Below are 25,976 nucleotides of genomic sequence, written 5' to 3'. Positions count from 1 at the left end.
GTCGCTTGGGCCGGGCAATGGTAAATGCCCACCTAGCCGACCGCGGCTTCACCGCGCTTGGTATAGTTGAGAAGAATTCTCAATTGTCGGGGCGTCTGGGGAGATGGGTACGACGTGGAGGAGGGCCCGGACCTGGCCCGTGCTGATGTGCATCGCCTGCGCGGCCGCGCAGGCGCAGAACGCGGATGAGTCCGCACCGGTACCCGCCATCGCGCTCGAATCCGCCGCCTCCGAGCCGCTCGCGCGCTCGGACGACAAGGCGGGCGACTCGGTCGAGACGGTGATCGTGACGGGTGAGCTGCTGCGTCGCGAGATCGCCCAGACCACCAGTAGCGTCGCGGTCAAAAGCGGGGCCGAGATCGAGCGCAGCACCGCGCGCGATGTCTACGACGTCATTCGTGCCACGCCCAACGCGAGCCTCGAAGACAGCGACTACGGCGTCGGCGGCATGAGCTTGCGCGGCATCGGCAGCTACGGGGCCAGCGGCTCCGGCGCGTATGCGTCCTACGGCACCACCTCCGTCGTCGTGCTCGACGGCGTCGGCCTGCCGCGCTCGGCGCTCGCGTATGCCGACCTGTCCGCCTTCGATCTCGATACGGTGGAAATCTTCCGCGGCCCGCAGTCGACCAGCCAGGGCCGCAATGCGATGGCCGGTGCGGTGATTCTCAACAGCGTCGCACCGCAAGCGCTGTCGAGCTTCTCGCCGCAGCTGCGCGGGCGCTTCGCCGCCGGCGAATACGGAGCACGCCAGTACGCCGGTGCCGCCGAAGCCACGCTGTGGCCGGACGCGCTGGCGATGCGCCTGGTCTACGACGATCGCCGCGACGACGGCGACATCACCAACGCCACACGCGGCGACGAGCACGCGGCGCGGCGCGACAGCCGCAGCCTGCGCGCGAGGCTGGCGTTTACGCCAGGCGGTGCGGACGGCGCCTACAAGGCGTTGCTGAGCGTGATGGACCTGCGGCGCTTCCAGGGCAGCACCTATGTTCCGCTCGCCAACGAGCGCAGCCGCGTCTCGCTGAGCGACGCGCCGCAGGATTACGACAACCAGGCGCAGCTGTACGCGCTGAACCAGTCGCTGCGCTTCGGCGATGCTTGGGAGCTGCGCGCCGTCAGCGCCTGGTTCCGATCCGAGACCCTGAGTCATTTCGATATCGACTACAGCGCCGAGTCCGGTGGCGCGGCCACGCAGTGGGAAGATTCCGACGGCTTTTCGCAGGAGCTGCGGCTGAGCTATCTCGGCGAGCGCCTGCACGGCACTGTCGGCGCGTACTACTACTACGAGAAGAACCGCGACGATTCGAGCGGCTTCATCAACATCAACTTCCTGATCGGCCTGCCGGCGCCGCAGATCGGCAACGTGGTGTACGACTCGGGCTCGCCGTCCAAGGTGAAGGACATGGCGCTGTTCGGCGAGCTCGACTGGCTGCTCACCGAGCGGCTCACGCTGACCGGCGGGCTGCGCGTCGATCGCGAGAAGAACAGCCGCGTCACCACCTCGAGCTACGACGGCGATTCGCTGGCCTCCAGGCTGCTGGTCGCCTCGCTGCAAGGCTCGGTGCTGCCGGCGGATGGCTCGGTGCCGGTGTCGCGCGAGTTCTCCGAAGTGATGCCCAAGCTCGGCCTGCGCTACGAGCTGTTCGACGGCTGGTTCCTCGGTGCCACCTATTCCGAGGGCTATCGTCCGGGCGGCGACGGCTACAACGCGGTGTCCGGACGCCAGTTCAGCTTCGACTCCGAACGCACGCAGAACACCGAGCTGTCGCTCAAGGGCAGCTACCGGCCGTGGCGCATGCAGAGCGCGCTGAACCTGTTCTACACGCGCTGGAGCGACATGCAGATCCAGCTCGGCGAAGGCGTCGACAACTACATGGGCAACACCGGGCCGGCCTACGTGCGCGGTGGCGAGTTCGAGTTCCAGTGGCGGGCGCATCGCATGCTGCAACTCATCGGCGGTTACGGCGTCACCTGGGCCCGCTTCGCGAGCGACATGGAGCCGGTGGCCAACGGCGCCGACTACTCGGGCAATCGCCTGCCGAAAGCGCCCGAATACACCGGCACCGTCGCGCTCGAGATCAACCCCTGGCGCAGCCTGCTGATCCGCCCCGATGTCACCTTCGTGGGAAGCGCTGCGGCCAATGCCGACAACGAGCCGGCGCACGAGCTGCCCGCCTTCCATCTGGTCAACCTGGCGGTGCGCTGGCAGATCGGCCCGGTCGGGCTGTTCTTCTCGGGCACCAACCTGACCGACGAGACCTATCGCCGGGACGCCAACCGCTACAACACCTCGCAGATCGACGTCGTGAGCCTCGGCGAGCGCCGGCGCATGGTCGGCGGCTTCGAGTTCCAGTTCTGAGCGCGTCCCGAGCATGAGCAAGCCCACGCAAAAAAGCGGCGCCTCGCGCTGGTTTCGCGCCAACCTCTGGCTGCATCGCTGGGCCAGTCTCGTCGCCACGCTGCCGTTCCTCGTGCTGTGCATCAGCGGCACCGTGCTGATCTTCCACGAGGAGATCGACCATGCGCTCGGCGTGGTGCCGACCGCGCAGAGCACGGGCGGCGACGCGCAATCGATGGCGCGCGCGATCGCCAGCGTGCAGGCCGCGTATCCGGACGAGCGCGTGCTTAGCACGGGTATCGACCCGGACGATCATCCGGGCGTGCAGCTCGTCGTCACCGGGCCGAAGGCGAATAAGGATTTCACTGGCGCGCAGCTGCGCTTCGTCGATCTGGCGACCGCGCAGCTGATCGGTGAAGCCGATCCGCAGAAGACGCTGACGGGCTTTCTGCTCGAGCTGCACGCGCAGTGGTTTCTCGGGCCCGCGGGCGAGCTGCTCGGCGCGCTGATCGCGCTGTTCGTGCTGCTGTCCCTGCTGTCCGGGCTCGTCGTCTACGCGCCTTACGTCAAGCGCATCGCCTTCGGCGTCCTGCGTCGTGGCAAGGATGCGCGGCTGTTGCAGCTGGACCTGCACAACTTCATCGGCATGGTGGTGCTCGGCTGGGCGCTCGTGGTGACGATCACCGGTTTTCTGCTCGGTTTCTCGACGATCGCGATCGGTGTCTGGCAGGCGACCGAGCTGCACGAGTTGCAGCGCATGGCCGATGCGGCCGAGCCGGTCGACGTGCTGAATCCGCCGGTCGACCTCGATCGTGTGTTCGCGGCGGCGCGCTCCACCGCCGAAGCGGGCTGGCACGTCGAGACGGTGATCTTTCCGGGCACCACGTTCTCGACGCCGCGCCACTACACCGCACTGCTCGTCGGCGACGAAGGCATTCAGCAGCGCTTGTTCCGCGTCGCGGCGATCGATGCGGCAACCGGCGAAGTCGCCGCCGCCGTGCAGCCGCCCGCGTATCTGAAAGCCATCGTGCTGTCGCAGCCGCTGCACTTCGGCGACTACGGCGGCTTGCCGCTCAAGCTGCTGTGGACGCTGTGCACCTGGCTGAGCCTGTTCATCACCGCGAACGGCGCCTGGCTCTGGTGGGATCGGCGTCGGCGGCGCTCACCGAAGGCGGCAGGAGGGTCGGCATGAGCGTACGGACTCGCTTGTTGCCGCTGCTCGCGCTCGGCCTGCTGAGCGCGGGCGCCATCGTCGGCATGCTGCTCGTCGACGGCGCCTGGGACACCGTGCTTCTGCTACTCGCGGCTGCACCCTTGATCATCGGCGCGGAACGCGCCTGGACGCAGCGCAGGGCACGGGCCAAGGATTCGACCTCGTGAGCACGGACATCACCGATGTCGCCGGCCTCGAAGCCTGCATCGGCAAGACACCAGGACCGATGCATCTCAAGGTCATCGATCATCTCGACGCGGGCGCGCAGCGTTGGGCGGCGAACTCGACGTTCTGCTTCGCCGCCTTCGGTGAACGCAGCGGGAGCGATCTACGCATCACCGCATGCGGTGGCGAGCCTGGATTTGCGCATGCGATCGATCGCTCGACGCTGGCCTTGTCGCGGGCCGCGATGGACGATGCGAGCGTCGCGCAGCTGGGGCAAGGCTTCGGCGCCTTGTTCCTGACGCCCGGCATCGGTGAAACCTTGCGCGTCAACGGCCGCGTCGCCGGCATCGAGGGCGAGCGCATCGAGATCGCGATCGACGAATGCTTCGTCCATTGCGCCAAGGCGCTGATCCGTTCGGGCTTCTGGTCGGCGCAGCCCGCAGCGCCGAACGACGACGAGGCGTTTCTGTTCGCGAGCCGTTTCATGGCGCTCGCGACGATGGATGCGCAAGGCCGCGCCGACGTGAGTCCGAAGGGCGATCCGCAAGGCGCCATGCTGCGTCTGCACGAAGGCGCGGTCTGGTATGCGGACCGGCCAGGCAATCGTCGTGCGGATGGCTTTCGCAACATCCTCACGCAGCCGCGCATCGCGGCAATGGCGCTGATCCCGGGCTCGACGCAGGTCGTGCTCGTGAGCGGCACCGCGCGCATCAGCACGGATACGCGCATGCGCGAGCTGTTCGCCGTCGAAGGCAAGACGCCCATCGTGGTGACGCGCGTCGAACATCCGCGCATCGAACTGCGTGAAAGCAAGGCTCTGGCGCGTGCGCGCCTGTGGCCGCTCGGAGAGATCGCGCAAGGCATCGACCCGGCTGCGCTGATGGTCGCGCACGTCAAGCACAGCAAGGGCAAAGGCCTGCAGGCCAGTCTCGTGCGCGCTGCGCTGTCGGTCCCGGGCTTCATGGAGAAGGGCCTGGAGATCGACTACAAGCGCAATCTGTACTGAGGCGCAACACCGACCGGCGGCGCCAACAAAAACGCCGCCCTTGCGGGCGGCGTCTGTATCTGCCGGTCAAGCTTTAGCGGTGATAGCCCACGTACTCGTAGCGGTCACGCTTGTGATCATGCTTGTGGTCGCGATGATCATGACGGTGATCGTGACGATGGTCATGACGATGGCCGTCGTAACGCGAGTAGCGATAGTCGCGGTGGCGCTGATCGTAGTAGCGGGCCTCGTTGCGACGATCCTTCTTCTTGTCGTCGTAGTGGTCGCCCACCGCCACGCCGAGGCCGGCACCGGCCACCGCACCGATCGCCGCACCCTGGTTGCCGCCGACGCTGTGGCCGACGACACCACCCAAGACCGCGCCGATCACGCCACCGGTGGCCTTGTCGCTGGCGAAGCTGGGGGCCGACACGCCGGCCATCAGAACGGCGGTCAGGACAATCGCGGGCTTGAAGATCTTGTTCATGGTCTTGCTCCTTTCTGCAATGAACCTCTCTTGAGGTTGAGTACAGACTAGGCCCGGACTGCGCAGACAATGTGCAGCGAATGTGGAATCGAACTGCAGCGTGCGGACAGCTGCAATTCAGCTTGAAAGCGATCGCGTCTCGACCTTCGAATGCGAACGCTTCACTCAGCGCAGCGCGAATCCCCGCGCGGTGACGAACAGACGCTTGAGATCGATGCCCTGGGCCATCAGCGATTCGTAGACCGAGCTCTGCAAGGCCAGCAGGCCGATCTGGTCGCCCTGTATCGTCAGCGCCTGGCGATTCGCGTTGGTCACCGCGGTGACGATGCCGAGCGTTTCCGACGATCGCTGCTTTTCGATGTCGGACATCAGCATGATCTCGGGGCTGCGCGAGAGCGAGCGCGCAATCTGGTTGCGCACGGCACGCCAGCGATCGGGCGTGACCACCGATTGATTCACGATCTCCCACGAGCCGATGTAGTACGAGGTCAGCACGTCGGCGACGTTTCGGCCCGAGTAGCCGAGCCGATTCAACAATGCATCGTAATCACGCCAGATCACGCCGCTGAGCATCAGCGACTGGATGCGCGGCGCCTGCTTGGGGTCGTAGCGCATCATGTGGCCGGCGATCTGCTGGTGCAGCGTGCGGCTGATGCTGTCGTTGGCCATGTAGAACAGCTGCGCCGAAGCCACCGGCGCCATTCCCACGGCCTGAATCGTCGAGGCCGAGGGCGGGGCGCTGGTGCCGAGCACGCCGCGCTGTCCGGCGGTGAGCATCTGCCGTCCGACCTTTTCCATCAGGCCCTTCTGGCAGGAGGCCGACAGATAGAGCGCCGCCTGATCGGTCAGCTCGGAGGGATTCAGCGGTGACGATGCGGGCCTCGCGGAGCCGACGGCCAGGGCCGCGGCAAGGGCCAGCACATAGGAAATTTTCATGGTTCTTCAGCGGCAGCGCTTTTCGGACCATCGCCATTGACGATCCTCGAAGTTCTAATGCAAGCCGTTTGCCGGCTCGTGACGGCTCGGTGCTCGAGGGTGATCCGGGAGCGCGGATTTTAAGCGCGGGAGCCGCCGGGCTGCCGATCAGGCCGCGGCGAAGCTCGACATCAGGCCGCAGATCAGCGCGGCGAAGACGACGGTCCGGGGGAATCGGCGCTGGTTCAAGGCCTTGCGTCGCACCGGAACCGTTACGGGGACGGTGCCCTGCATGCCGCTGACGATTTGGACGGTGGTCAGACCGATCATGGCCGTTCGCTCCCTTCGGCTTCGAAATCCCGGCCGCGCGGGGCGGCGTCGGATGATGCTGTACAGATGCTGTAGCGCTCCCGCTGTGAATTCAAGCTGAGCATCTCTGAAGCCTGGGCCGATCAGGGTGAAACCAGCGCAAGCCCCAGAGGTAACTCTTGCGGCGATCCTGAGGGTAATCCCTCTTTTGTAGGCATTTTCCTACGGATAGGCTCAGAAAAGCAGACTCATCGTTCAGGTTTTGAGGCTGCGCCGCCTCGGCCGACCGCGGCGGTACATCTGACTCAGGGAATCCGCCGTGAAGAATCGATTTGCCTGCCTGCTGCTTGCGCTCTCCGCTGTTGTGCCGTTCGCCGCGATGGCGTCGGACCCGGCCTCGCACGAGGTCACGCTACCGACCAAGGCCGGCGAATCGGTCACCGTCGAATGGACCGGCACGGCGCTGCCTGGGGTCAGCGGAGCAGGCGGCAGCTGTGTGCTGCCGGCCGACGATACGCACGCCATCGCGCTGACCGTGCCGAGCGGGCTCTACGACTCGGCGACCGTAATCGCCGACTTTCACATCGAATGGGCGCCTGGCACGCCGGTGGTGCTGACCACCGATCCGGACCTGGTCCTCAGCGTCACCGACGCCGAAGGCAGCGTGACCTCGAGCGACGGCGCGGCGGCCGAAGAGAACGTCCGCCTGACCAATCCGGTCGCCGGCACGCTGACGGCCGCGGTCTGCCCGTTCTTCGCGAGCGGCCCGACGGCCTACACGGCCAAGGCCACCTTCGAGGTGAAGGCAACGGCCTCCTGCGTCAGCGGCCCGTCGACCGCCAAGTCCAACGCGATGTCGCTGGCCGCCCCGAACGGCACGCTGCTCGCCGAGCTCAAGGGCCTGCGCAATTTCGATTCGCTGCAGAACCAGACCTGGAACCGGACCCGGAAGGCGACGCCGACGGTGGCCGAAAGCCGCATCCAGTCGACCATCTTCGATCGTCCGCTCGGAACCTCCACCTTCCTGTGGGCCCAGCAGGGCGCCAAGGCGATCGCGGTCGGCGCGCTGTCGAGCGAGCGCGACATCCTGATCGCCCGTGCGCGCGCCCAGCTGCGCGTCGAAGCCAAGAAGCTCGGCCTGACCGAGGCGATGATCTCGCAGGCCAAGGTCGTCAACGCCCAGTACAACGGCGGCGGTCCGGCCGTGGTGCGCTTCCGCCAGACCGTCAACGGACTGGAAGTGTTTCACCGCTATCTCAACGTGCTGATCGACCAGCAGGGACGCCCGGTCGCGGTTTCGGGCTACTTCGCGAGCGATTACGAGACGCCGTCGACGAGCTTCGCGCAGAGCGGCGCGCAGGCGATCGCCAAGGCCTGGGCCAATCTCGGCGGCACGCTCAATCCGCTGTCGCTGAAACTGGCGAAGACCAAGGGCGAATACCAGCTGTTCTCGCTGCTGAGCCCGCTGACCGGCAGCCACGTGTTCGAGCGCGAACCGCGCATCCGTCGCATGTATTACGAATCGTCCGGCAAGCTGGTTCCGGCCTATTACGTCGAACTGTTCTCGCGCGCCCGCGCCAACGGGGCCCTGTCGGCCTACGCGCTGATCGTCTCGGCCACCGACGGCGTGGTGCTGCATCGCGAGAACCTGCAGTCCGACGCGACCGCCTTCACCTATCGTGCGCACGCCGATGCGGCCGCCCCGTTCGAGCCCTTCGATTCTCCGCTCGGCAACGGCTACACGCCGTTCCCCGAGCAGTCGCCGAACGCGGCGATCGTGCGCACGCCGGCTTCCGACAACGTGGTCACGCTCGTCGCCGGTCCGATCAGCACGGCCGATCCGTGGCTGGCCGACGACGCCACCGAAACGCTCGGCAACAACGTCGACGCCTGCCTCGACAGCTTCGATACGCCGCTGTCCGGCATCATTTCGAACCCGCTGAACACCTGCACGCCGGAACTCGGCGACATGCGCGCGACGACGAGTTCGGACCATAGCTTCGACTACGCGGTCGTCGCCGACACCGATCCGAGCACGGCGTCGAACCAGTCTGGCGCGATCGTCAACCTGTTCTTCATCAACAACTGGCTGCACGACTGGTGGTACGACCACGGCTTCGACGAAGCCTCTGGCAACGCGCAGACCAGCAACTACGATCGCGGCGGTGAAGAAGGCGATCCGATCAAGGCACAGGGCCAGGATGGTTCGGGCCGCAACAACGCCAACATGTCGACGCCGGCCGACGGCTCGTCGCCGACCATGCAGCAGTATCTGTTCGATGGCCCGGTGACCGGCGACGTGCGCCAGCTCACGCCGATCGACAGCGGCTCGCTCAAGTTCACGGGCGCGAGCTTCGGCCCAGGCACCTTCAACGTCGAGGCCGCCGCGGTGCTCGCGGCCGATGGCTTCGGCGATTCGCCGACCGACGGCTGCGGCGTGGCGATTCCCGATCCGACCGGCACCGGTTTGATTCCGTCTCCGCCGGCGCTTCCGCAGGCTTCGCTGGCCGGCAGGATCGCGCTGGTCGATCGCGGCAACTGCAACTTCTCGACCAAGGCGCAGTTCGCGCTGGCTTCGGGTGCTTCGGCGCTCGTGGTGATCAACAACGCGGACACCGATCCGATCACGATGGGCAACGCCGACATTCCGATCAGCGTCGGCGCGAGCCCCACCGATGCGATCTACCAGATTCCGTCGGTGATGATCCGCAAGGACGCTGGCGACGCGATCAAGGCGCAGCTCGCGGCCGGCTCGGCGGTGACGATGCGCGTGAAGCGCGAAGCCTCGATCGATGCTGACGGCACCGTCGACAACCAGATCGTCTCGCACGAGTTCTTCCACTACGTGCATCACCGCCTGACCGATTCGAGCAACCAGCAGTCCGGCGCGATGAGCGAAGGCTGGGGAGACATCGATGCGTTGATGCTGTCGGTGCGCGAGAGCGACAAGCGCATTCGCGGCAACGACAAGTACCAGGGCGCTTATGGCCTCGCGGGCTACGTGATCTTCAACTTCTACAACGGTATCCGCCGCGCTCCGTACTCGACCGACTTCGCGAAGAACGCGTTCACGCTCAAGCACATCTCCGATGGCGAGCCGACGCCGGACGGCGGTCCGGGCACCAGCAACTCCGAGGTGCACAACGCTGGAGAGCTGTGGGCCAACCAGATGTGGGAGTGCTACGCGGGCATTCTGAATCGCCCGGGCGTGAAGTACGCCGATGCGCGCAATCGCATGAAGGACTACATCATCGGCGGCCTCAAGATGACGCCGGCCGATGCCACCTTCACCGAAGCGCGCGACGCGGTGCTGTCGGTGGTCTACGCGACCGACTACGAGGACTACAAGGTCTGCTCGGCCGGCTTCGCCAAGCGCGGCAGCGGCCTCAACGCGATCGCCCCGGCGCGCGACAGCACCGACCTGACCGGCGTCACCGAGGACTACACGCCGTTCGTTTGCGAGACGAGCGAGCCGGGTGAGCCGAGTGAACCGGGCAATCCGACGAATCCGGGCGGCCCTTCGGTCGACGGCAATTCCAAGCGCGGCGGCTCGCTCGATCTGGAACTGCTGCTGCCGTTCGTGCTGCTGGCCTTCTGGCGCCGCCGGGTTCGCCCGGCGTGAGGCTTGTCGTCTGATGCGGGCGTGAAAAAAGAAACCCTGCGATGAGCAGGGTTTCTTTTTGGGTGTCGCGGTGCGGCGTGCGGGTTTAGAACGAATCGCCCGGCACGCGCACCCAGCCTTCCATCAGCACGCGCGCGGAGCGGCTCATGATGGCCTTCTTGACGACCCACTGGCCGTTCTCCTTGACCGCCGCGGCGCCGACGCGCAGCGAGCCCGACGGATGGCCGAAGCGCACCGCTTCGCGCTCGCCGCCACCGGCCGCGAGATTCACGAGCGTGCCCGGAATGGCGGCGGCGGTGCCGATGGCGACTGCGGCCGTGCCCATCATCGCGTGATGCAGCTTGCCCATCGACAGCGCGCGCACGTTGAGATCGACATCGCTCGCCAGCACTTTCTTGCCGCTCGACGACACGTAGTCGGTCGGCTTGGCGACGAACGCGACCTTCGGCGTGTGCTGGCGCTTGGCGGCTTCGGACACGTCCTTGATCAGGCCCATGCGCAGCGCGCCGTAAGCCCGGATCGTCTCGAACCTGGAGAGCGCCTTCGGATCGTTGTTGATGCCGTCGCGCAGCTCGGTGCCGGTGTAGCCGATCTCGTCCGCGTTGATGAACACGGTCGGAATGCCCGCGTTGATCATCGTCGCCTTGAGCGTGCCGACGCCGGGCACTTCGAGATCGTCGACGAGGTTGCCGGTCGGGAACATCGAGCCGCCCTCGTCGCCTTCTTCGGCCGGATCGAGGAATTCGATCTGCACTTCGGCGGCCGGAAAGGTCACGCCGTCGAGTTCGAAATCACCGGTTTCCTGCACCTGGCCGTTGGTGATCGGCACGTGCGCGATGATGGTCTTGTTGATCTGCGTTTGCCAGATGCGAACGATGCAGACGCCGTTCTGCGGAATGCGCGCCGCATCGACCAGACCATTGCTGATCGCGAACGATCCGACCGCCGCCGTGAGATTGCCGCAGTTGCCGGACCAGTCGACGAAGGCCTTGTCGATCGACACCTGGCCGAAGCGATAGTCGACGTCGTGATCGGCCTTTTCGCTCTTGGACAGGATCACGGTCTTGGAGGTCGAAGACGTCGCGCCGCCCATACCATCGATCTGCGCGCCATACGGATCGGGCGAACCGATCACGCGCAGCAGCAGCTTGTCGCGCGCTTCGCCGGGGACTTGGGCCGCTTCGGGCAAGTCGGTGAGCTTGAAGAAAACGCCCTTGCTGGTGCCGCCGCGCATGTAGGTGGCGGGGATTTTGATCTGGGGGACGTGGGGCATGGGAATGTCCGGGAATTGAGAATGGGGAGGCGGGAATCGCTACAGGCACGAGAGCGGGAACGAAGTCGCTGGGCTACTACGATGCTCCGTTCCGGCTCTCGATTTCTGTCGCGACTTACGCCGCCTTGTTCGACGCCAGGAAGTCCACTGCAAACCGCTGCAGGACCCCACCGGCCTCGTAGACCGACACTTCTTCGTCCGAATCCAAACGGCAGGTCACCGGAATCTCGACCTTCTCGCCGTTCTTGCGCGTGAACACCACCGTCAGCGTCGCGCGCGGCGTGAGCTTGCCGATCACGTCGTAGGTTTCGGTGCCGTCGATGCCGAAGGTATGGCGGTTCTGGCCCGGCTTGAACTCCAGCGGCAGCACGCCCATGCCGATCAGGTTGGTGCGGTGAATGCGCTCGAAGCCTTCGGCGACGATCGCTTCCACGCCCGCGAGGCGCACGCCCTTGGCCGCCCAGTCACGCGAGCTGCCCTGGCCGTAGTCGGCGCCGGCGATGATGATCAGCGGCTGGCCGCGATCCATGTAGGTTTCGATCGCTTCCCACATGCGCATGACGGTGCCTTCCGGCTCCACGCGGGCGAGCGAGCCCTTCTTCACCTTGCCGTCGACGACGGCCATTTCGTTGATCAGCTGCGGGTTGGCGAAGGTCGCGCGCTGCGCGGTTAGGTGATCGCCGCGATGCGTGGCGTAGCTGTTGAAGTCCTCTTCCGGCACGCCCATCTTGTGCAGGTAAGCACCGGCGGCGCTGTCCATCATGATCGCGTTCGACGGCGACAGATGGTCGGTGGTGATGTTGTCGGGCAGCACGGCCAGCGGGCGCATGCCCTTGAGCGTGCGCGGACGCGCGGCGAGGGCGCCCTGGCCTTCCTTGTCCCAATACGGCGGACGGCGGATGTAGGTGCTCATCGGGCGCCAGTCGTACAGTGGGCTGACCTTGTCTTCGATCACCTTGAACGTGAACATCGGGTCGTAGACCTGACGGAAGAACTCGGGCTTCACGCTCTTGGCGATGGTCGCGTCGATCTCCTCGTCGGTCGGCCAGATGTCCTTGAGCGTGACCGGCTCACCGTTCTGGTCGAGGCCCAGCACGTCCTTCTCGATGTCGAAGCGCACGGTGCCGGCGATCGCATACGCGACGACCAGCGGTGGCGAGGCGAGGAAGGCCTGCTTCGCGTACGGATGGATGCGGCCGTCGAAGTTGCGGTTGCCGGACAGCACGGCCGTCGCGTACAGATCGCGGTCGATGATTTCCTGCTGGATTTTCGGATCGAGCGCGCCGCTCATGCCGTTACACGTCGTGCAGGCGAAGGCGACGATGTCGAAGCCTAGCTTCTGCAGATCCGGCATCAGACCGGCTTCTTCCAGATACAGCTGCACGGCCTTGGAGCCGGGCGCCAGCGAGGTCTTGACCCAGGGCTTGCGCGCGAGGCCCTTGGCCACGGCGTTGCGCGCGAGGATTCCGGCGGCGACGACGTTGCGCGGGTTGCTCGTGTTGGTGCAGCTCGTGATCGCCGCGATGATCACCGCGCCGTCGGGCATCTTGCCGTCGGCCGGCAGTTCCCACGGAGCTGCGATGCCGCGTTCGGCGAGCGCCGACGTCGGCAGGCGCTTGTGCGGGTTGGACGGGCCGGCCATGTTGCGCACGACGGTCGACAGATCGAACTTGAGCACGCGCTCGTATTCGGCCGTCTTCAGCGCATCGGCCCACAGGCCGGTGTGCTGCGCGTAGGTCTTCACGAGCTTCACCTGCTCGGCGTCGCGGCCGGTGAGCGTGAGGTAGTCGAGCGTGTTCTGGTCGATGAAGAACATCGCCGCGGTGGCGCCGTATTCGGGCGCCATGTTGGAGATGGTGGCGCGGTCGCCGAGCGTGAGCGCCGCAGCGCCGGGGCCGTAGAACTCCAGGTAGTGGCCGACGACTTTTTCCTTGCGCAGGAACTCGGTCAGCGCGAGCACCACGTCGGTGGCGGTGATGCCGGGCTGCGGCTTGCCGGTCAGTTCGACGCCGGTGATGTCGGGCAGGCGCATCCACGAGGCGCGGCCGAGCATGACGTTCTCGGCTTCGAGTCCGCCGACGCCGATCGCGATGACACCGAGCGCATCGACGTGCGGTGTGTGGCTGTCGGTGCCGACGCAGGTATCCGGGAAGGCGAGGCCGTCCTTGGTGTAGATGACCGGCGACATCCGCTCCAGATTGATCTGATGCATGATGCCGTTGCCGGGAGGGATCACGTCGACGTTCTTGAACGCGCCCTTGGTCCAGTTGATGAAGTGGAAGCGATCGTCGTTGCGACGGTCTTCCACCGCGCGATTCTTGGCGAACGCATCCTTCTCGAAACCGCCGTGCTCCACCGCGAGCGAGTGATCGACGATCAGCTGCACGGGCACCACCGGATTCACCTTCGCAGGATCGCCGCCCATGTCGGCGATCGCGTCGCGCAGGCCGGCGAGATCGACGAGCGCGGTCTGGCCGAGGATGTCGTGGCAGACCACGCGCACCGGGAACCACGGGAAATCGAGATCGCGCTTGCGCTCGATCAGCTGGCCCAGATAGGCATTTAGCTGCGCCGGATCGGCCTTGCGGACGAGGTTTTCGGCTTTGACGCGCGAGGTGTAGGGGAGCTTGTCGTAAGCGCCGGGCTTGATGGTGTCGACGGCGGCGCGCGCATCGAAGTAATCGAGCGTGGTGCCGGGGAGGTTCTTGCGGAAGGCGGTGTTGGTCATGGCTTGCACTATGAGCTGGCAACAACAATGAATGACGCATGGGGGAGTCGCAGCGCTGGTGCCTCACTGCGCGAGGCACCAGCGGCGCAGACTCGCGACGCTAGGATCCCAGCATTTGCACGCTGGGGCCCTCCACGCTGCTCGCTGCGCTACTTACGATCCTTGATCGGCACGAACTTCAGATCTTCCGGGCCCACGTAGTTCGCGGACGGACGGATGATCTTGCCGTCGATGCGCTGCTCGATGATGTGCGCGCTCCAGCCGGAGGTGCGCGCGATCACGAACAGCGGGGTGAACATGTCGGTCGGCACGCCCATGACGTGGTAGCTGACGGCCGAGAACCAGTCGAGATTCGGGAACATCTTCTTGATGTCCCACATCACCGTTTCGAGGCGCTCGGCGATGTCGAACATCTTGGTGCTGCCGGCTTCCTTCGACAGATCGAGCGCGACCTGCTTGATGACCTTGTTGCGCGGATCGCTGATCGTGTAGACCGGGTGGCCGAAGCCGATGACGACTTCCTTCTTCTCGACGCGAGCCTTGATGTCGGCTTCGGCTTCATCGGGATTGTCGTAGCGCTTCTGGATTTCGAAGGCGACTTCGTTGGCGCCGCCATGCTTAGGACCGCGCAGGGCGCCGATGGCACCGGCGATGCACGAATACATGTCGCTGCCGGTGCCCGCGATCACGCGGCTCGTGAACGTGGAGGCGTTGAACTCGTGCTCGGCGTACAGCACGAGCGAGGTGTGCATGGCCTTGACCCACGAGGCCTTCGGCTTCTCGCCGTGCAGCAGGTGCAGGAAGTGGCCGCCGATCGAATCTTCGTCGGATTCGTCGACTTCGATGACCTTGCCGTTGTAGGCGTAGTGATACCAGTACAGCAGCATCGAGCCGAGGCAGGCCATGAGCTTGTCGGCGATGTCGCGGGCGCCGGCGTGATTGTGGTCGTCCTTCTCGGGCTTGACGCAGCCGAGCACCGACACGCCCGTGCGCATCACGTCCATCGGATGCGAGGACGGCGGCAGCTGTTCGAGCGCGGTCTTGACCGCGGCGGGCAGGCCGCGCAGCGACTTGAGCTTGGTCTTGTAGGCGGCCAGTTCGGCGACGGTCGGCAGCTTCCCGTGCACGAGCAGGTGGGCGATTTCTTCGAATTCGCACTGGGCGGCGACGTCGAGGATGTCGTAGCCGCGATAGTGCAGGTCGTTGCCGCTGCGGCCGACGGTGCACAGCGCGGTATTGCCGGCGGCGGTGCCGCTCAGGGCGACGGACTTCTTGGGCTTGAAGCCGCCAGCGGCGGGTGCGGTGGTTTCGCTCATCTTGATCTCCGTTGGATGTTGGTCTTTACGGTGAAAGCGCAAAGCGGTGCTGCAGAGTCCTTACTTCTTCTTTGCAGCGAACAGGGCGTCGAGCTTGTTCTCGAAGGCGTGATAGCCGATGCGGTCGTAGAGTTCGGCGCGCGTCTGCATGAGGTCGAGCACGTCCTTCTGGTGGCCGTTGGTGCGGATCGAGGTGTAGACCGCCTCGGCCGCCTTGTTCGCGGCGCGGAAGGCGCTCAGCGGATACAGCTGGATCGCGACGCCGACGCTGGCGAGTTCGTCGCGCGTGAACAGCGGCGTGGCGCCGAATTCGGTGATGTTCGCGAGCACCGGGACCTTCACCGCGTCGACGAACTTCTTGTACGTCGGCAGATCGTAGGCGGCCTCGGCGAAGATCGCGTCGGCGCCGGCTTCGACGCAGGCGATGCTGCGCTCGATCGCGGCATCCACGCCTTCGGCCTGGATCGCGTCGGTGCGCGCGATGATGAAGAAGTCCGGATCGGTCTTGGCGTCGGCGGCGGCCTTCACGCGATCGACCATTTCGTCCTTCGACACGATTTCCTTGCCCGGACGATGGCCGCAGCGCTTGGCGCCGACCTGGTCTTCGATGTGGCAGGCGGCCGCGCCGGCCTTGATCAGCGTCTTGATCGTGCGCTCGATGTTGAACGCGCTCGCGCCGAAGCCGGTGTCGATGTCGACGAGCAGCGGCAGGTCGCAGACGTCGGTGATGCGGCGCACGTCGGTCAGCACGTCGTCGAGGTTGTTGATGCCGAGGTCCGGCAGGCCCAGCGAGCCCGCGGCGACGCCGCCGCCCGACAGATAGATGGCCTTGAAGCCGGCGCGCTTGGCGAGCAGGGCGTGATTGGCGTTGATCGCACCGATGACCTGCAAGGGCTTTTCGGCGGCGAGGGCGGCGCGGAAGGCTGCGCCGGCGGAAGTCGTCATGAGCGGCTCCGATGGTTGGGAAAGCAAGGCGGCCGGCCGGACCGTGCGGATGGCTGATCGCAGGTTCGCCGGGTGCCGTCGGGTTTCAAGCCTCGTGCCACTGCGGTCGCCCCCGGTCCCTTCGGTCTAACTGGCTGAATCTGAAATGACTTTGCCGTCGGACGGATCCATCGGACTTTCAGCTGATGTTTCAATATTGGTTCAATGAAACAATGAAACGTCAATTGCGACATAATCTGCGACATGCAAACCACTGACAGCAACCTCCCGATCATCTGGACCGTCAGCGTGACGCGCCTCTCGAGCCTCATGCGCGACGTGACGCCGGAGTTCGATGGGCGCGCTCAGATCGACACGATCAACCTGGGCTTCGAGGAGGCCGTCACGCTGATTCGCGAGCGCCTGCGCACCGAGGACTGCGACGTGCTGTTGTCCGCCGGTGCCAACGGCGAGTACCTGCGCAATCGCATCGACAAGCCGCTGGTGCTCGTGCAGCCCGACGGCTTCGACCTGATGCAAGCGCTCGCGCGTGCGCGACGCCATTCGAATCGCATCGGCGTGGTCGTCTACGGCACCGATCTGCCGGCGTTCACCGCGTTCAAGCAGCAGTTCGGCCTGCAGATCGAGTTGCGCTCGTACACGAACACCGAAGAGGCGCGCGATCTCGTTCCCGAACTGATCGCACTGGGCTGCGGCGCGATCGTCGGCACCGGCTTCATATCCGAGCTCGCCGAACGGCTCGGCGTGGTCGGCATCCTGATGTATTCGGCCGATTCGATCCGCAAGAGCTTTCAACAGGCGATCGATCTCGCGCGCATGCTCTCGGCCGCGCGCAGCGGGCCGCGCCGCGCAGCGGCGCCGCCCGCCGATGCGAAATTCAGCCTGCGCCGTCTGATCGGCAACAGCGAATCGACCACGGTGCTGCGCGACCAGATCCGCCTGTACGGAGCGAGCGATCGCACCGTGCTCGTGACGGGCGAAACCGGCACCGGCAAGGAACTCGTCGCGCAGGCTTTACACGGTGCGAGCGCGCGTCGTTCCTCGCCGTTCGTGGCGGTGAATTGCGGCGCGATCGCCGAATCGCTGCTCGAATCCGAGCTGTTCGGTTATGAAGAGGGCGCGTTCACGGGTTCTCGTCGCGGCGGGCGCGTCGGCCTGATCGAAGCGGCCAACGGCGGCAGCCTGTTTCTAGACGAAATCGGCGAAATGCCGCTGCCTCTGCAGACTCGCCTGCTGCGCGTGCTCGAAGAGCGCGAAGTGCTGCGCGTCGGCAGCGTTCGGCCCACGGCGGTCGACGTGCGCGTGATCGCGGCCACGCATGTCGAGCTCGATGCGCGCGTCGCCGATGGACGCTTTCGTCGCGATCTCTATTACCGGCTCAACGTGCTGCGTATCGCGCTCGCGCCGCTGCGCGAACGCGTCGACGACATTCCGCTGCTGCTGATGAACTTTTTGCGCGCGGCCGGGGCGGGGGCGATGGTGCTCGACGGTCCCGCACACGCGCTGCTGCAGCGTCACAGCTGGCCAGGAAACCTGCGCGAGCTGCGCAATCTCGCCGAGCGCCTCGCCGTGCTCGCGCATGCCGAATCGCCGCTGTCCGCGATCACGCGCCCGCTGCTGCTGCGCTGCGCCCCGGAGCTGTTCGCGGGCACGCCGACGACTGCGGAGCCGGCGGCTTCGACGCCCAGTGATACGGCGCGCCTGCAAGCCCAGGCGCTGTCATCACGCGTCGTGAAGCCCGACAGCGCCAGCTTGCAGCGCGCGCTCGCCGCCGTCGGCGGCAGTCGGGAGAAGCTCGCCGACCAACTGGGCGTTTCACGCACCACACTCTGGCGCTGGCTGCGCGAGCGCTCGCTCGGATGAGCCGATTGCAAGGCGCGATCAGAACAGCTGGGCTTCACCGCTTTCGTGCGCGAGCAGCCAGCGCTTGCGCTCGATTCCGCCGCCGTAGCCGGTCAGCGAGCCGGTGCTGCCGACCACGCGATGGCAAGGCACGATGATGCTGATCGGATTGCGCCCGTTCGCCAGCCCCACCGCGCGTGAGGCCTTGGCGTCGCCGAGTATTTTCGCGAGCGAGCCGTAGCTCACGGTCTGGCCGTACGGGATCCTGAGCAGCTCCTCCCAGACGCGTTTCTGGAACGCGCTGCCAATGATCGACAGTGGCAGATCGAAGTCGCGCAGCTCGCCGGCGAAGTAGGCGCGCAACTGCTGCTTGGCTCGGGCAAAGCGGGCCTCGTCGCGTCGCCAGTCGGCCTCCTCGGGCGGATAGCGCCGATATTCCATGTACAGCGCGCGCAGCCCTACCTCGTCGGCGAGCAGCAGCAGCTCGCCGACCGGGCTGTCGAGTGTCGATGCGAACAGGGCGCTGCTCATTTCCGGGTCCAACGAAAAAACCGGGGCGCAGGATGCCATAGCGGCATCCCGGCCCCGGCGGGTAAAGCTCTGGAAACCTCGAAACCGGCTTAGAACTTGGCGCGAAGGGTCACGCCGTAGGTCTGCGGATCGCCCGGCTGGCCGACGTAGAGACCGGTGCTGCCCGAGGCGGCGGCCAGCAGTTCGAAGTAGTCCTTGTCGGTCAGGTTGCGGCCCCACAAGGTGATTTCCCAGCCGTCGTTGGCGCGGAAGCCGGCGCGGGCGTTGTACAGCGTGTAACCGCCGACGTTCAGGTAGGCCGATTCGGTCGCGGCCGACGAGAAGTCCGAGCGCGAGCTGGCGTCACCGCCGACGAAGAAATCACCCCCACGGCCGAGCAGGTGGCCGGCGATGACGTATTCGCCGCCGAGCGAGCCGGCCCACTTCGAGATGCCGGGCAGACGCGTGCCGGAAGCGTCGACGACCTGGGTCAGCGGATCGCTGCCGCCGCTGCGCTCGAGCGGAGCCGGCGCATCCTTGAACGAGCGGTATTCGCCGTCGGTGTAGGCCGCATTCGCGAACAGGTTGAAGGCACCGACGCGCGCGCTGCTGTCGAACTCGACGCCGCGCACGCGCACCTTCTTGGCATTGGCGAGATAGCCGCGCAGGGCGCCGACCGCATTGTTCTGAACCTGCGCCTGGAAGTCTTCGATGTCGGTATTGAAGATCGACAGATTCGCGGTCACGCCAGGCAACGGCTGCGTCTTGATGCCGGCCTCGTAGTGGTTGACGTCTTCGGGCTTCACGGTCGCCGCGTCGAGTGCCGGATTGCCGGCGGCGTCGGTCGGTAGCGCCGCGCTGTTCATGCCCACCGACTTGTAGCTCTTGGCGTAGGTCGCGTAGGTATTGATGGTGTCGGTGATCGAGTAGGCGAGCGTCAGCTGGCCGGAGACGTTGGTGTCATCGACGTCGGCCTGGTAGGCCTGCGGCGACAGCACGCTGCGCAGCAGCGCGATTTCCGCGGGCGTCGGGTTCGCCGGGCCGCCGTAGGTGGTGGCCGCGAAATCCATCTTCTTCTTGTCGTAATTGAGGCGCAGGCCCGGCAGCAGGTGCAGCTTCTCGGTGATGGTCCAGTCGAGCTGGCCGAACAGCGCCGCGCTCTCGGTATCGAAGTCGATACTGGTGTTCTGGCCGTAGCCGTCGAGCAGGTCGGGGCGATAGCCCGCGGCGCTCGGGTTCAACAGGAAGCGCGCAGCGGCGGCGCCCTGTTCCTGCACGTGGACCGGGTCGGACTTGATGTTCTGATAGAAGCCGAACACGCCGACGACGTAGTTCAGGCTCGGCGTGATGTCGCCGGCCAGGCGAATTTCCTGGGTCCACTGCTTCTGGGTCGACGGAGCGGCCGAGATCGTGGTGATCGGCAGGCCCAGGTAGTCGCGGTCGTTCGACGGATCCCAGTTCCAGAAGCGCCAGGCGGTGATCGAGGTCAGCTGGCCGATGGCGGTTTTGTAGTCGGCCGTCAGCGAGATGCCGCCCATGTCCTGGCGCGAGCGCCAGGCGGTGTCGGTGTCGGTCAGGCGATCGAACGGGTTGGTGCTCGGCACCGTGTAGCCGAGGTCGGCGGTGATCGCGGCGTACTGGCGGTTGGGCGCGCGCAGTGTCGGCGCGACGCCGGCGTAGACCTGGGCATAGCCTTCGGGACGCTGGCGCGTGAGGTCGCCGGCCAGGATGAACTGCAGGTCGTCGCTCGCGTTGTAGAGCAACTGGCCGCGGAAGCCGAGGTTGTTCAGATCGTTGAGATCGTCATCGGTGGCGACGTTGTGCAGAAAGCCGTCGCGCTGGGTGCCCGCGACCGACAGGCGCGCCGCGAGCTTGTCGCTCAGCGGGCCGGTGATCGAGGCCTTGGACTGGATGAAGCCGTAGTTGCCGAACGACTGCTCGATCTGGGTTTCGGGCGTGAAGCTCGGTTTCTTGGTCGTGACATTGATCGCGCCGGCCGTGGTGTTCTTGCCGTACAGCGTGCCCTGCGGGCCCCGCAGCACTTCGATCTGCTGCACGTCGATGAAGTCCAGCGTCGCGGCCGCCGGTCGCGCGTTGAACACGCCGTCGACGTAGAGGCCGACGCCCGGTTCCAGGCCGTCGTTGGTCAGGCCGTATGGCGCACCGAGGCCGCGAATGTTGATCGCCGAATTGCGTGGGTTGGTGGAGTAGAACTGCACCGTCGGAATCAGCTCCTTCAGTCGGTTCACGTTGAAGGCGCCGGTCTGCGTCAGCAGGGCGTCGTCGACGACCGAGATCGGAATCGGCACTTCCTGCACGCTTTCCTCGCGACGGCGTGCCGTCACCAGGATCTCTTCGACCTGCGAAGAAGCCTGCGCCGCCTGCGGGGCGACGGCGACTTCGAGATCGCCCGCAGCGCTTTCCTGGGCGAAACCCGGCGTAGCCCAGAGGGACAGCACGGCGACCGAGGCCATCGAGACGAGCGACGGAGCCCGGTTCGCGAATTCTTTAGTAATAACTTTTTGGTATTTCAAAGTGCCATTCCCCAATAAAAATGATCTTCCTACTGGGCGCGCACTCTAGGTATCTAAGAACTTTTCGAGAAATAACTTATCGAGCTATCTAAAGAGCCACTGGCGAAAAGCGAAGGGCCGCACGTCTTGGCTGCGAGGATGGCGGGCGCATAATCGGAACCATGCAATACCGGCTCGATCTCGCCGCCCAGCGGCAAGGCCGGGATGGCCCGTTCCATCCCGCCGTCACCCGATGGCTCCATTCCCGCTTCGGCCAGCCTACCGAGGTGCAGCAGCGCGCCTGGGCGGTCACCTCGCAGCAGCGGCACGCGCTGATCGCGGCTCCGACCGGCTCGGGCAAGACGCTCGCCGCGTTCCTCGCCGCGATCAATGAACTCGTCGAAGAGGGGCTCGAGCAACCGCTGCGGGATCGCGTCTACGTCTTATATGTGTCCCCGCTCAAGGCGCTGTCGAACGACATCCAGAAGAACCTGCAGGAGCCGCTGAGCGGCATCCGCGCCGAACTCGCGGCCATGGGCCTGCCGGACGTCGGTATTCGCGACGCGGTGCGTACCGGCGATACGCCGATGTTCGAGCGCGAGCGCATGCGCAAGACGCCGCCGCACATTCTGGTGACCACGCCGGAGTCGCTGTTCATCCTGCTGACCTCTCAGGCCGGCCGCGAGATGCTGCGCTGCGTGCGCTCGGTGATCATCGACGAACTGCACGCGGTCGCCGGTGGCAAACGCGGGGCGCACCTGATGCTCACGCTCGAACGGCTCGCGGCGCTGTGCGATCGCCCGTTCACGCGCATCGGCCTGTCGGCGACGGTCAAGCCGCTCGAAGCGATGGCGCGTTACCTGATCGGCGAACGCGACGAGGCGGTGACGATCGTCGACACCGGCCACGTGCGCCAGCGCGACATCGCGATGGAGCTTCCGAAGTCGCCGCTGACGCCGGTCATGTCGGGCGAAGTCTGGGGCGAAACCTACGATCGCCTCGCCGAACTCGTCGCCGCGCACAAGACCACGCTGATCTTCGTCAATCAGCGCCGCATCGCCGAACGCACGGCGCGTCACCTGGCCGAGCGCATCGGTGCCGAGTTCGTCACCTCGCATCACGGCAGCCTGTCGCGCGAGCATCGGCTGCGCGCCGAACAGCAGCTCAAGGCCGGCGAGCTCAAGGCGCTCGTGGCGACGAGTTCGCTCGAACTCGGCATCGACATCGGCGACGTCGATCTGGTCTGCCAGCTCGGATCGCCGCGTGCGATCAACGCTTTCCTGCAGCGCGTCGGCCGCGCCGGTCACGCCATCGGCGCGATTCCGAAAGGCCGCCTGTTTCCGCTCACGCAGGATGATCTGCTCGAATGCACGGCCTTGCTGGCCGCCGTCGGCGCGGGCGAACTCGATCGCATCCGCCTGCCGCAGCGTCCGCTCGACGTGCTCGCGCAGCAGATCGTCGCCGAGATTGGATGCGGCGAATGGGGCATCGACGAGCTTTATGCACTCATGCGCCGCGCCGATCCGTATCGCGGCCTGCTCAAGGAGGACTTCGAGCAGGTGATTCAAATGCTCGCCGAGGGCTACGTGACGCGGCGTGGCCGGCGTGGCGCGTACCTGCATCTCGACGCGGTGAATCGCCGCTTGCGCGCACGTCCCGGCGCCAAGCTCGCGGCCGTCATGAACGCCGGCACGATTCCCGATCAATTCGACTACGACGTCGTGCTGCAGCCCGAGGGCCATCGTGTCGGCTCGCTCAACGAAGACTTCGCGTTCGAGAGCATGGCCGGCGATATCTTCCAGCTCGGCAATACCTCGTATCGCATCCTCAAGATCGAAACCACGCGCGTGCTCGTCGAAGATGCGCAAGGCCTGCCGCCGAGCATTCCGTTCTGGTTCGGCGAGGCGCCGGGCAGGACCGACGAGCTGAGCCTTGCGGTTTCGAAGCTCAGCACGCAGGCGGAGGTCATGCTCGCGCAAGGCGTCGACGCCTGTGCGCGCTGGCTCGTGCAGGAATTTGGCCTGGCCGAAGCCGCGGCGCAACAGCTCGCCGAATACTGGGCGACGTCATACGCCATGCTCGGTGCTCTGCCATCGAAAAACTGCGTGATCTTCGAGCGCTTCTTCGATGAAGTTGGCGACACGCATCTGGTGATCCATTCGCCGTTCGGTTCGCGCGTGAATCGCGCCTGGGGCCTGGCGCTGCGCAAGCGCTTCTGCCGCACCTTCAACTTCGAATTGCAGGCGAGCGCGCTCGAAGACAGCATCGTGCTGTCGCTGGGGCCCACGCACAGTTTTCCGCTCGACACCATCCAGCACTACCTGAAGTCCGCCACCGCACGCGAAGTGCTCATTCAAGCGCTGCTCGACGCGCCGATGTTCGGCACGCGCTGGCGCTGGAACGCCACCGTCGCGCTCGGCATCCGGCGCATGAATGGCGGCAAGCGCGTGCCCCCGCAATTCCAGCGCTCGGATTCGGAGGACCTGCTCACGCTGGTGTTTCCGGATCAGGTTGCCTGTGCGGAAAATCTGGTCGGTGAGCGGCAGATTCCGAACCATCCGCTCGTGCAGCAGACCATCGACGATTGCCTGCACGAAACCATGGACGTCGAAGGTTTCGAGCGCGTGCTCGCGCGCATGGAGTCCGGCGAGATTCGCGTGATCTGTTGCGACCTCGCAGCGCCGTCGCCGTTGTCGCAGGCGATCCTGAACGCCAAGCCCTCGGCCTTCCTCGATGATGGCGCGGCAGAAGAGCGCCGCACGCGCGCACTCGCGATGCAGCCGCTGATGGATCTGCCGACCGCCGAGCGCTTGGCCAAGCTCGATGTCGAAGCGATCGAGCGCGTGCATGGCGAAGTCTGGCCGCTCATTCGCAATGCGGACGAGTTGCACGATGCGCTCGTCGTGCACGGCGTGTTGCTCGAAGGCGAAATGATCCGCGGCCGCGCCGGTGGAGTCGGCCGGCTCGACGAAACGAACTGGGTCGGACGCGCGTGGCTCGACACGCTCATCACTCAGAAGCGGGTGACGCGACTGCACCCCGCAGGCGGTGAGCCACTCTGGATTGCAGCCGAGCGCTGGCATGAAGCGCGTGTGGTCTGGCCGCACGTTAAACCTTCAGTGCCGATTCGCGCCGTCACGATGGCGGAGCCCGATGCAGCATCGGCTTTGCAGGAGCTCCTGCGCAGCCGGCTCGAACTCGTCGGCGTGATCGGCCTGCAGCAGCTCGCACGTCCGCTTGGCATCGATGCGTCAATGGTCGAAGCCAGTCTGTATGCGCTCGAGGCCGAGGGCGCAATCGTGCGTGGATACTTCACCGGAGCGGGAATCGAGGAGTGGTGCGATCGGCGCTTGATGGCACGCATCCATCGCCAGACACGCGACAAGCGCCGCGCCGAGATTGCACCGGTGCCACCGGCGGGCTTCATGCGTTTCTTGTTCGCCTGGCACCGGCTCGCGGGCAGTGCGGCCGAGCTCCGGTATCAAGGCGACAACGGCTTGCTTGCCTCGCTACAGCAACTCGAAGGCTACGCCGGCGCGACTTCTTCCTGGGAAGACGATCTGTTGCCCGCACGAATCGAAGAGTACAACCCGATGATGCTCGATCGGCTCTGCGCGAGCGGCCGCATCATCTGGCAGCGGCCGGCGAACGAACTCGACACGGGCAAGAAACGCAGCGGCCCGGTTCGCAGCACGCCGATCCTGTTCTGTGAGCGCGAGTTCCTGCCCATGTGGCAGCTCGCGGAAGAAACTCCATCGGGTGAGCGCAGGCTTTCGTCGAAAGCCGAGCGCCTGCTCGAAACCTTGCAGCAAAGCGGCGCGAGCTTCTTTGCCGACTTGCTCGCGGATAGTGGCTTGCTGGGCGCGGAGCTCGAAGAAGCGCTCGGCGAACTCGTCAGCCAGGGCCTCGTGAGCTGTGACAGCTTCGCTGGCTTGCGGGCGCTGACGATGAGCAGCGACAAGCGCGATCGCCTGCGCCGGCATTTCGGTCGCGGAGACGTCGCATTCGACGATGCGGGTCGTTGGGCGTTGACGCGCCATCGGCGCAAGCCCGCCGCGCAGCTCAATGCGCTGGCCGATCCGCGTGTCGAGCATGTCGCGCGCGTGCTGCTGCGCCGCTACGGCGTGGTGTTTCGCGCCTTGCTCGAGCGGGAAACCGGCTTGCCGCCATGGCGGGAGCTGCATTACGTCTATCGGCGACTCGAAGCACGCGGTGAGGTGCTTGGTGGTCGTTTCGTCAGCGGGTTCGCGGGCGAGCAGTTCGCCTTGAGCGAAGCGGCCGGGGCCCTGCGCCGTTATGGACAACAGGCTCAAGCCGGGCAGGGGGCGATCGAGCGCGTCTGCGTCGGAGCGAGCGATCCCCTGAATCTGGTTGGCGTCATCGTCCCCGGTGAGCGAGTGCCGAGAGTGGCCGGCAACCGCATCCTGTTCGAGGACGGAGTGCCTGTCGCGGTCCAGTCGGGCGGCGACACGCAGTATCTGAAGTCGGTCGATCTCCATGATCAGTGGGAGATCCGCAACCTGATGATCCGGCAGCGTAAACCGATCAGCTATCTGGCTCAGCCCCGCTTGCCGCAGTAAACGACGAAGATGAGCGGAAAATGACCAAGCTAGTCGGATAACAGCCCTCGATAGCTTCCCGAATGGCTTTCCCCGTGTCAGCTCGAAACTAAAAAACCTTCATATTCATGTAATTGCAATATTCGGCGAAATCTTCTGTTGACGGGTTCCGTCACTTCCGTAGAATGCGCCTCCCTGGTGACGGCGACGCGGTTTGAAGCGAAGCTAAAGCCCTGATCTTTAACAGAATAAGCAA

General features: G+C 65.7%; 16 protein-coding genes. 7 read left to right on the top strand and 9 right to left on the bottom strand.

Going from position 1 to position 25,976, the window contains the following annotated elements; translation table 11 throughout:
• Positions 1–145 precede the first annotated feature (145 nt).
• The 4 genes from AC3WUM_RS23215 to AC3WUM_RS23200 are packed head-to-tail and all read left to right on the top strand — an operon-like array spanning position 146 to position 4,722.
• A complete protein-coding gene (locus AC3WUM_RS23215) occupies positions 146–2,359 on the top strand; it encodes a TonB-dependent receptor (protein WP_492413525.1) in 2,214 nt (737 codons plus the stop codon).
• Positions 2,360–2,372: 13 nt separating this feature from the next.
• Positions 2,373–3,530, top strand: coding sequence for a PepSY-associated TM helix domain-containing protein (locus AC3WUM_RS23210; RefSeq protein WP_492413431.1), 1,158 nt, complete (start codon positions 2,373–2,375; stop codon positions 3,528–3,530).
• Entirely contained in the window at positions 3,527–3,718 is a 192-nt protein-coding gene (locus AC3WUM_RS23205) for a hypothetical protein (RefSeq protein WP_492413430.1), read from the top strand. Before AC3WUM_RS23210 ends, AC3WUM_RS23205 begins: the two co-directional genes overlap by 4 nt.
• A complete protein-coding gene (locus AC3WUM_RS23200) occupies positions 3,715–4,722 on the top strand; it encodes a pyridoxamine 5'-phosphate oxidase family protein (protein ID WP_492413429.1) in 1,008 nt (335 codons plus the stop codon). The genes AC3WUM_RS23205 and AC3WUM_RS23200 overlap by 4 nt, the downstream gene beginning before the upstream one ends.
• 73 nt (positions 4,723–4,795) lie before the next feature.
• Here AC3WUM_RS23200 and AC3WUM_RS23195 read toward each other — a convergent pair whose 3' ends face one another.
• The 3 genes from AC3WUM_RS23195 to AC3WUM_RS23185 all read right to left on the bottom strand — a co-directional run bounded on the left by AC3WUM_RS23195 (position 4,796) and on the right by AC3WUM_RS23185 (position 6,433).
• Positions 4,796–5,188: a YMGG-like glycine zipper-containing protein gene (locus AC3WUM_RS23195; RefSeq protein WP_492413428.1), complete on the bottom strand. Its 393-nt coding sequence runs from the start codon at positions 5,186–5,188 to the stop codon at positions 4,796–4,798.
• Between the two features lie 165 nt (positions 5,189–5,353).
• Positions 5,354–6,124, bottom strand: coding sequence for a DUF6683 family protein (locus tag AC3WUM_RS23190; RefSeq protein ID WP_492413426.1), 771 nt, complete (start codon positions 6,122–6,124; stop codon positions 5,354–5,356).
• A gap of 147 nt (positions 6,125–6,271) precedes the next feature.
• The gene (locus AC3WUM_RS23185) at positions 6,272–6,433 is read right to left on the bottom strand and encodes a hypothetical protein (RefSeq protein WP_492413424.1); all 162 of its coding nucleotides are present in this window, start codon (positions 6,431–6,433) and stop codon (positions 6,272–6,274) included.
• 298 nt (positions 6,434–6,731) lie between these two features.
• On the opposite strand from AC3WUM_RS23185, the gene AC3WUM_RS23180 reads away from it, so the two are divergent.
• Positions 6,732–10,034: a M36 family metallopeptidase gene (locus AC3WUM_RS23180; protein ID WP_492413422.1), complete on the top strand. Its 3,303-nt coding sequence runs from the start codon at positions 6,732–6,734 to the stop codon at positions 10,032–10,034.
• 85 nt (positions 10,035–10,119) lie between these two features.
• Here the strand turns inward: AC3WUM_RS23180 and prpF are convergent, their stop codons facing one another.
• The 4 genes from prpF to prpB form a co-directional block, all read right to left on the bottom strand.
• A complete protein-coding gene (gene prpF / locus AC3WUM_RS23175) occupies positions 10,120–11,307 on the bottom strand; it encodes a 2-methylaconitate cis-trans isomerase PrpF (RefSeq protein WP_492413421.1) in 1,188 nt (395 codons plus the stop codon).
• Positions 11,308–11,422: 115 nt separating this feature from the next.
• Positions 11,423–14,035 (bottom strand): Fe/S-dependent 2-methylisocitrate dehydratase AcnD, encoded by a 2,613-nt coding sequence (gene acnD / locus AC3WUM_RS23170; RefSeq protein WP_492413420.1) that lies wholly within the window; start codon positions 14,033–14,035, stop codon positions 11,423–11,425.
• A gap of 149 nt (positions 14,036–14,184) precedes the next feature.
• Positions 14,185–15,351: a bifunctional 2-methylcitrate synthase/citrate synthase gene (gene prpC / locus AC3WUM_RS23165; protein ID WP_492413419.1), complete on the bottom strand. Its 1,167-nt coding sequence runs from the start codon at positions 15,349–15,351 to the stop codon at positions 14,185–14,187.
• Between the two features lie 60 nt (positions 15,352–15,411).
• Positions 15,412–16,296 (bottom strand): methylisocitrate lyase, encoded by an 885-nt coding sequence (prpB, locus tag AC3WUM_RS23160; protein ID WP_492413417.1) that lies wholly within the window; start codon positions 16,294–16,296, stop codon positions 15,412–15,414.
• A 243-nt stretch (positions 16,297–16,539) separates the two neighbouring features.
• Between prpB and prpR the strand changes: the two genes are divergently transcribed.
• On the top strand, positions 16,540–18,159 hold the full coding sequence (gene prpR, locus AC3WUM_RS23155; protein ID WP_492413416.1) for a propionate catabolism operon regulatory protein PrpR: 1,620 nt from the start codon (positions 16,540–16,542) through the stop codon (positions 18,157–18,159).
• Positions 18,160–18,177: 18 nt separating this feature from the next.
• On the opposite strand, the gene AC3WUM_RS23150 is transcribed toward prpR, so the two are convergent.
• Both AC3WUM_RS23150 and AC3WUM_RS23145 read right to left on the bottom strand, forming a co-directional pair.
• Positions 18,178–18,669, bottom strand: coding sequence for a methylated-DNA--[protein]-cysteine S-methyltransferase (locus AC3WUM_RS23150; RefSeq protein WP_492413415.1), 492 nt, complete (start codon positions 18,667–18,669; stop codon positions 18,178–18,180).
• Between the two features lie 89 nt (positions 18,670–18,758).
• Positions 18,759–21,122: a TonB-dependent receptor gene (locus AC3WUM_RS23145; RefSeq protein WP_492413414.1), complete on the bottom strand. Its 2,364-nt coding sequence runs from the start codon at positions 21,120–21,122 to the stop codon at positions 18,759–18,761.
• 221 nt (positions 21,123–21,343) lie between these two features.
• Between AC3WUM_RS23145 and AC3WUM_RS23140 the strand changes: the two genes are divergently transcribed.
• A complete protein-coding gene (locus tag AC3WUM_RS23140) occupies positions 21,344–25,741 on the top strand; it encodes a DEAD/DEAH box helicase (protein WP_492413412.1) in 4,398 nt (1,465 codons plus the stop codon).
• Positions 25,742–25,976: the final 235 nt, after the last annotated feature.

Source organism: Hydrocarboniphaga sp. FW305-C-57, assembly GCF_058783045.1.
Note: the sequence above shows the minus strand (reverse complement) of the source record. Positions and strands in the feature narration are given on the sequence as shown.

What these genes read in the sequence shown, in the direction of transcription:
- AC3WUM_RS23215 (WP_492413525.1), top strand. Translation starts at nt 146, where the DNA reads ATGTGCATCGCCTGCGCGGCCGCGCAGGCGCAGAACGCGGATGAGTCC.
- prpB (WP_492413417.1), bottom strand. Translation starts at nt 16,296, where the DNA reads ATGACGACTTCCGCCGGCGCAGCCTTCCGCGCCGCCCTCGCCGCCGAA.
- acnD (WP_492413420.1), bottom strand. Translation starts at nt 14,035, where the DNA reads ATGACCAACACCGCCTTCCGCAAGAACCTCCCCGGCACCACGCTCGAT.
- AC3WUM_RS23150 (WP_492413415.1), bottom strand. Translation starts at nt 18,669, where the DNA reads ATGAGCAGCGCCCTGTTCGCATCGACACTCGACAGCCCGGTCGGCGAG.
- AC3WUM_RS23210 (WP_492413431.1), top strand. Translation starts at nt 2,373, where the DNA reads ATGAGCAAGCCCACGCAAAAAAGCGGCGCCTCGCGCTGGTTTCGCGCC.
- AC3WUM_RS23185 (WP_492413424.1), bottom strand. Translation starts at nt 6,433, where the DNA reads ATGATCGGTCTGACCACCGTCCAAATCGTCAGCGGCATGCAGGGCACC.
- AC3WUM_RS23195 (WP_492413428.1), bottom strand. Translation starts at nt 5,188, where the DNA reads ATGAACAAGATCTTCAAGCCCGCGATTGTCCTGACCGCCGTTCTGATG.
- AC3WUM_RS23205 (WP_492413430.1), top strand. Translation starts at nt 3,527, where the DNA reads ATGAGCGTACGGACTCGCTTGTTGCCGCTGCTCGCGCTCGGCCTGCTG.
- prpR (WP_492413416.1), top strand. Translation starts at nt 16,540, where the DNA reads ATGCAAACCACTGACAGCAACCTCCCGATCATCTGGACCGTCAGCGTG.
- AC3WUM_RS23140 (WP_492413412.1), top strand. Translation starts at nt 21,344, where the DNA reads ATGCAATACCGGCTCGATCTCGCCGCCCAGCGGCAAGGCCGGGATGGC.
- prpC (WP_492413419.1), bottom strand. Translation starts at nt 15,351, where the DNA reads ATGAGCGAAACCACCGCACCCGCCGCTGGCGGCTTCAAGCCCAAGAAG.
- AC3WUM_RS23190 (WP_492413426.1), bottom strand. Translation starts at nt 6,124, where the DNA reads ATGAAAATTTCCTATGTGCTGGCCCTTGCCGCGGCCCTGGCCGTCGGC.
- AC3WUM_RS23145 (WP_492413414.1), bottom strand. Translation starts at nt 21,122, where the DNA reads ATGGCCTCGGTCGCCGTGCTGTCCCTCTGGGCTACGCCGGGTTTCGCC.
- prpF (WP_492413421.1), bottom strand. Translation starts at nt 11,307, where the DNA reads ATGCCCCACGTCCCCCAGATCAAAATCCCCGCCACCTACATGCGCGGC.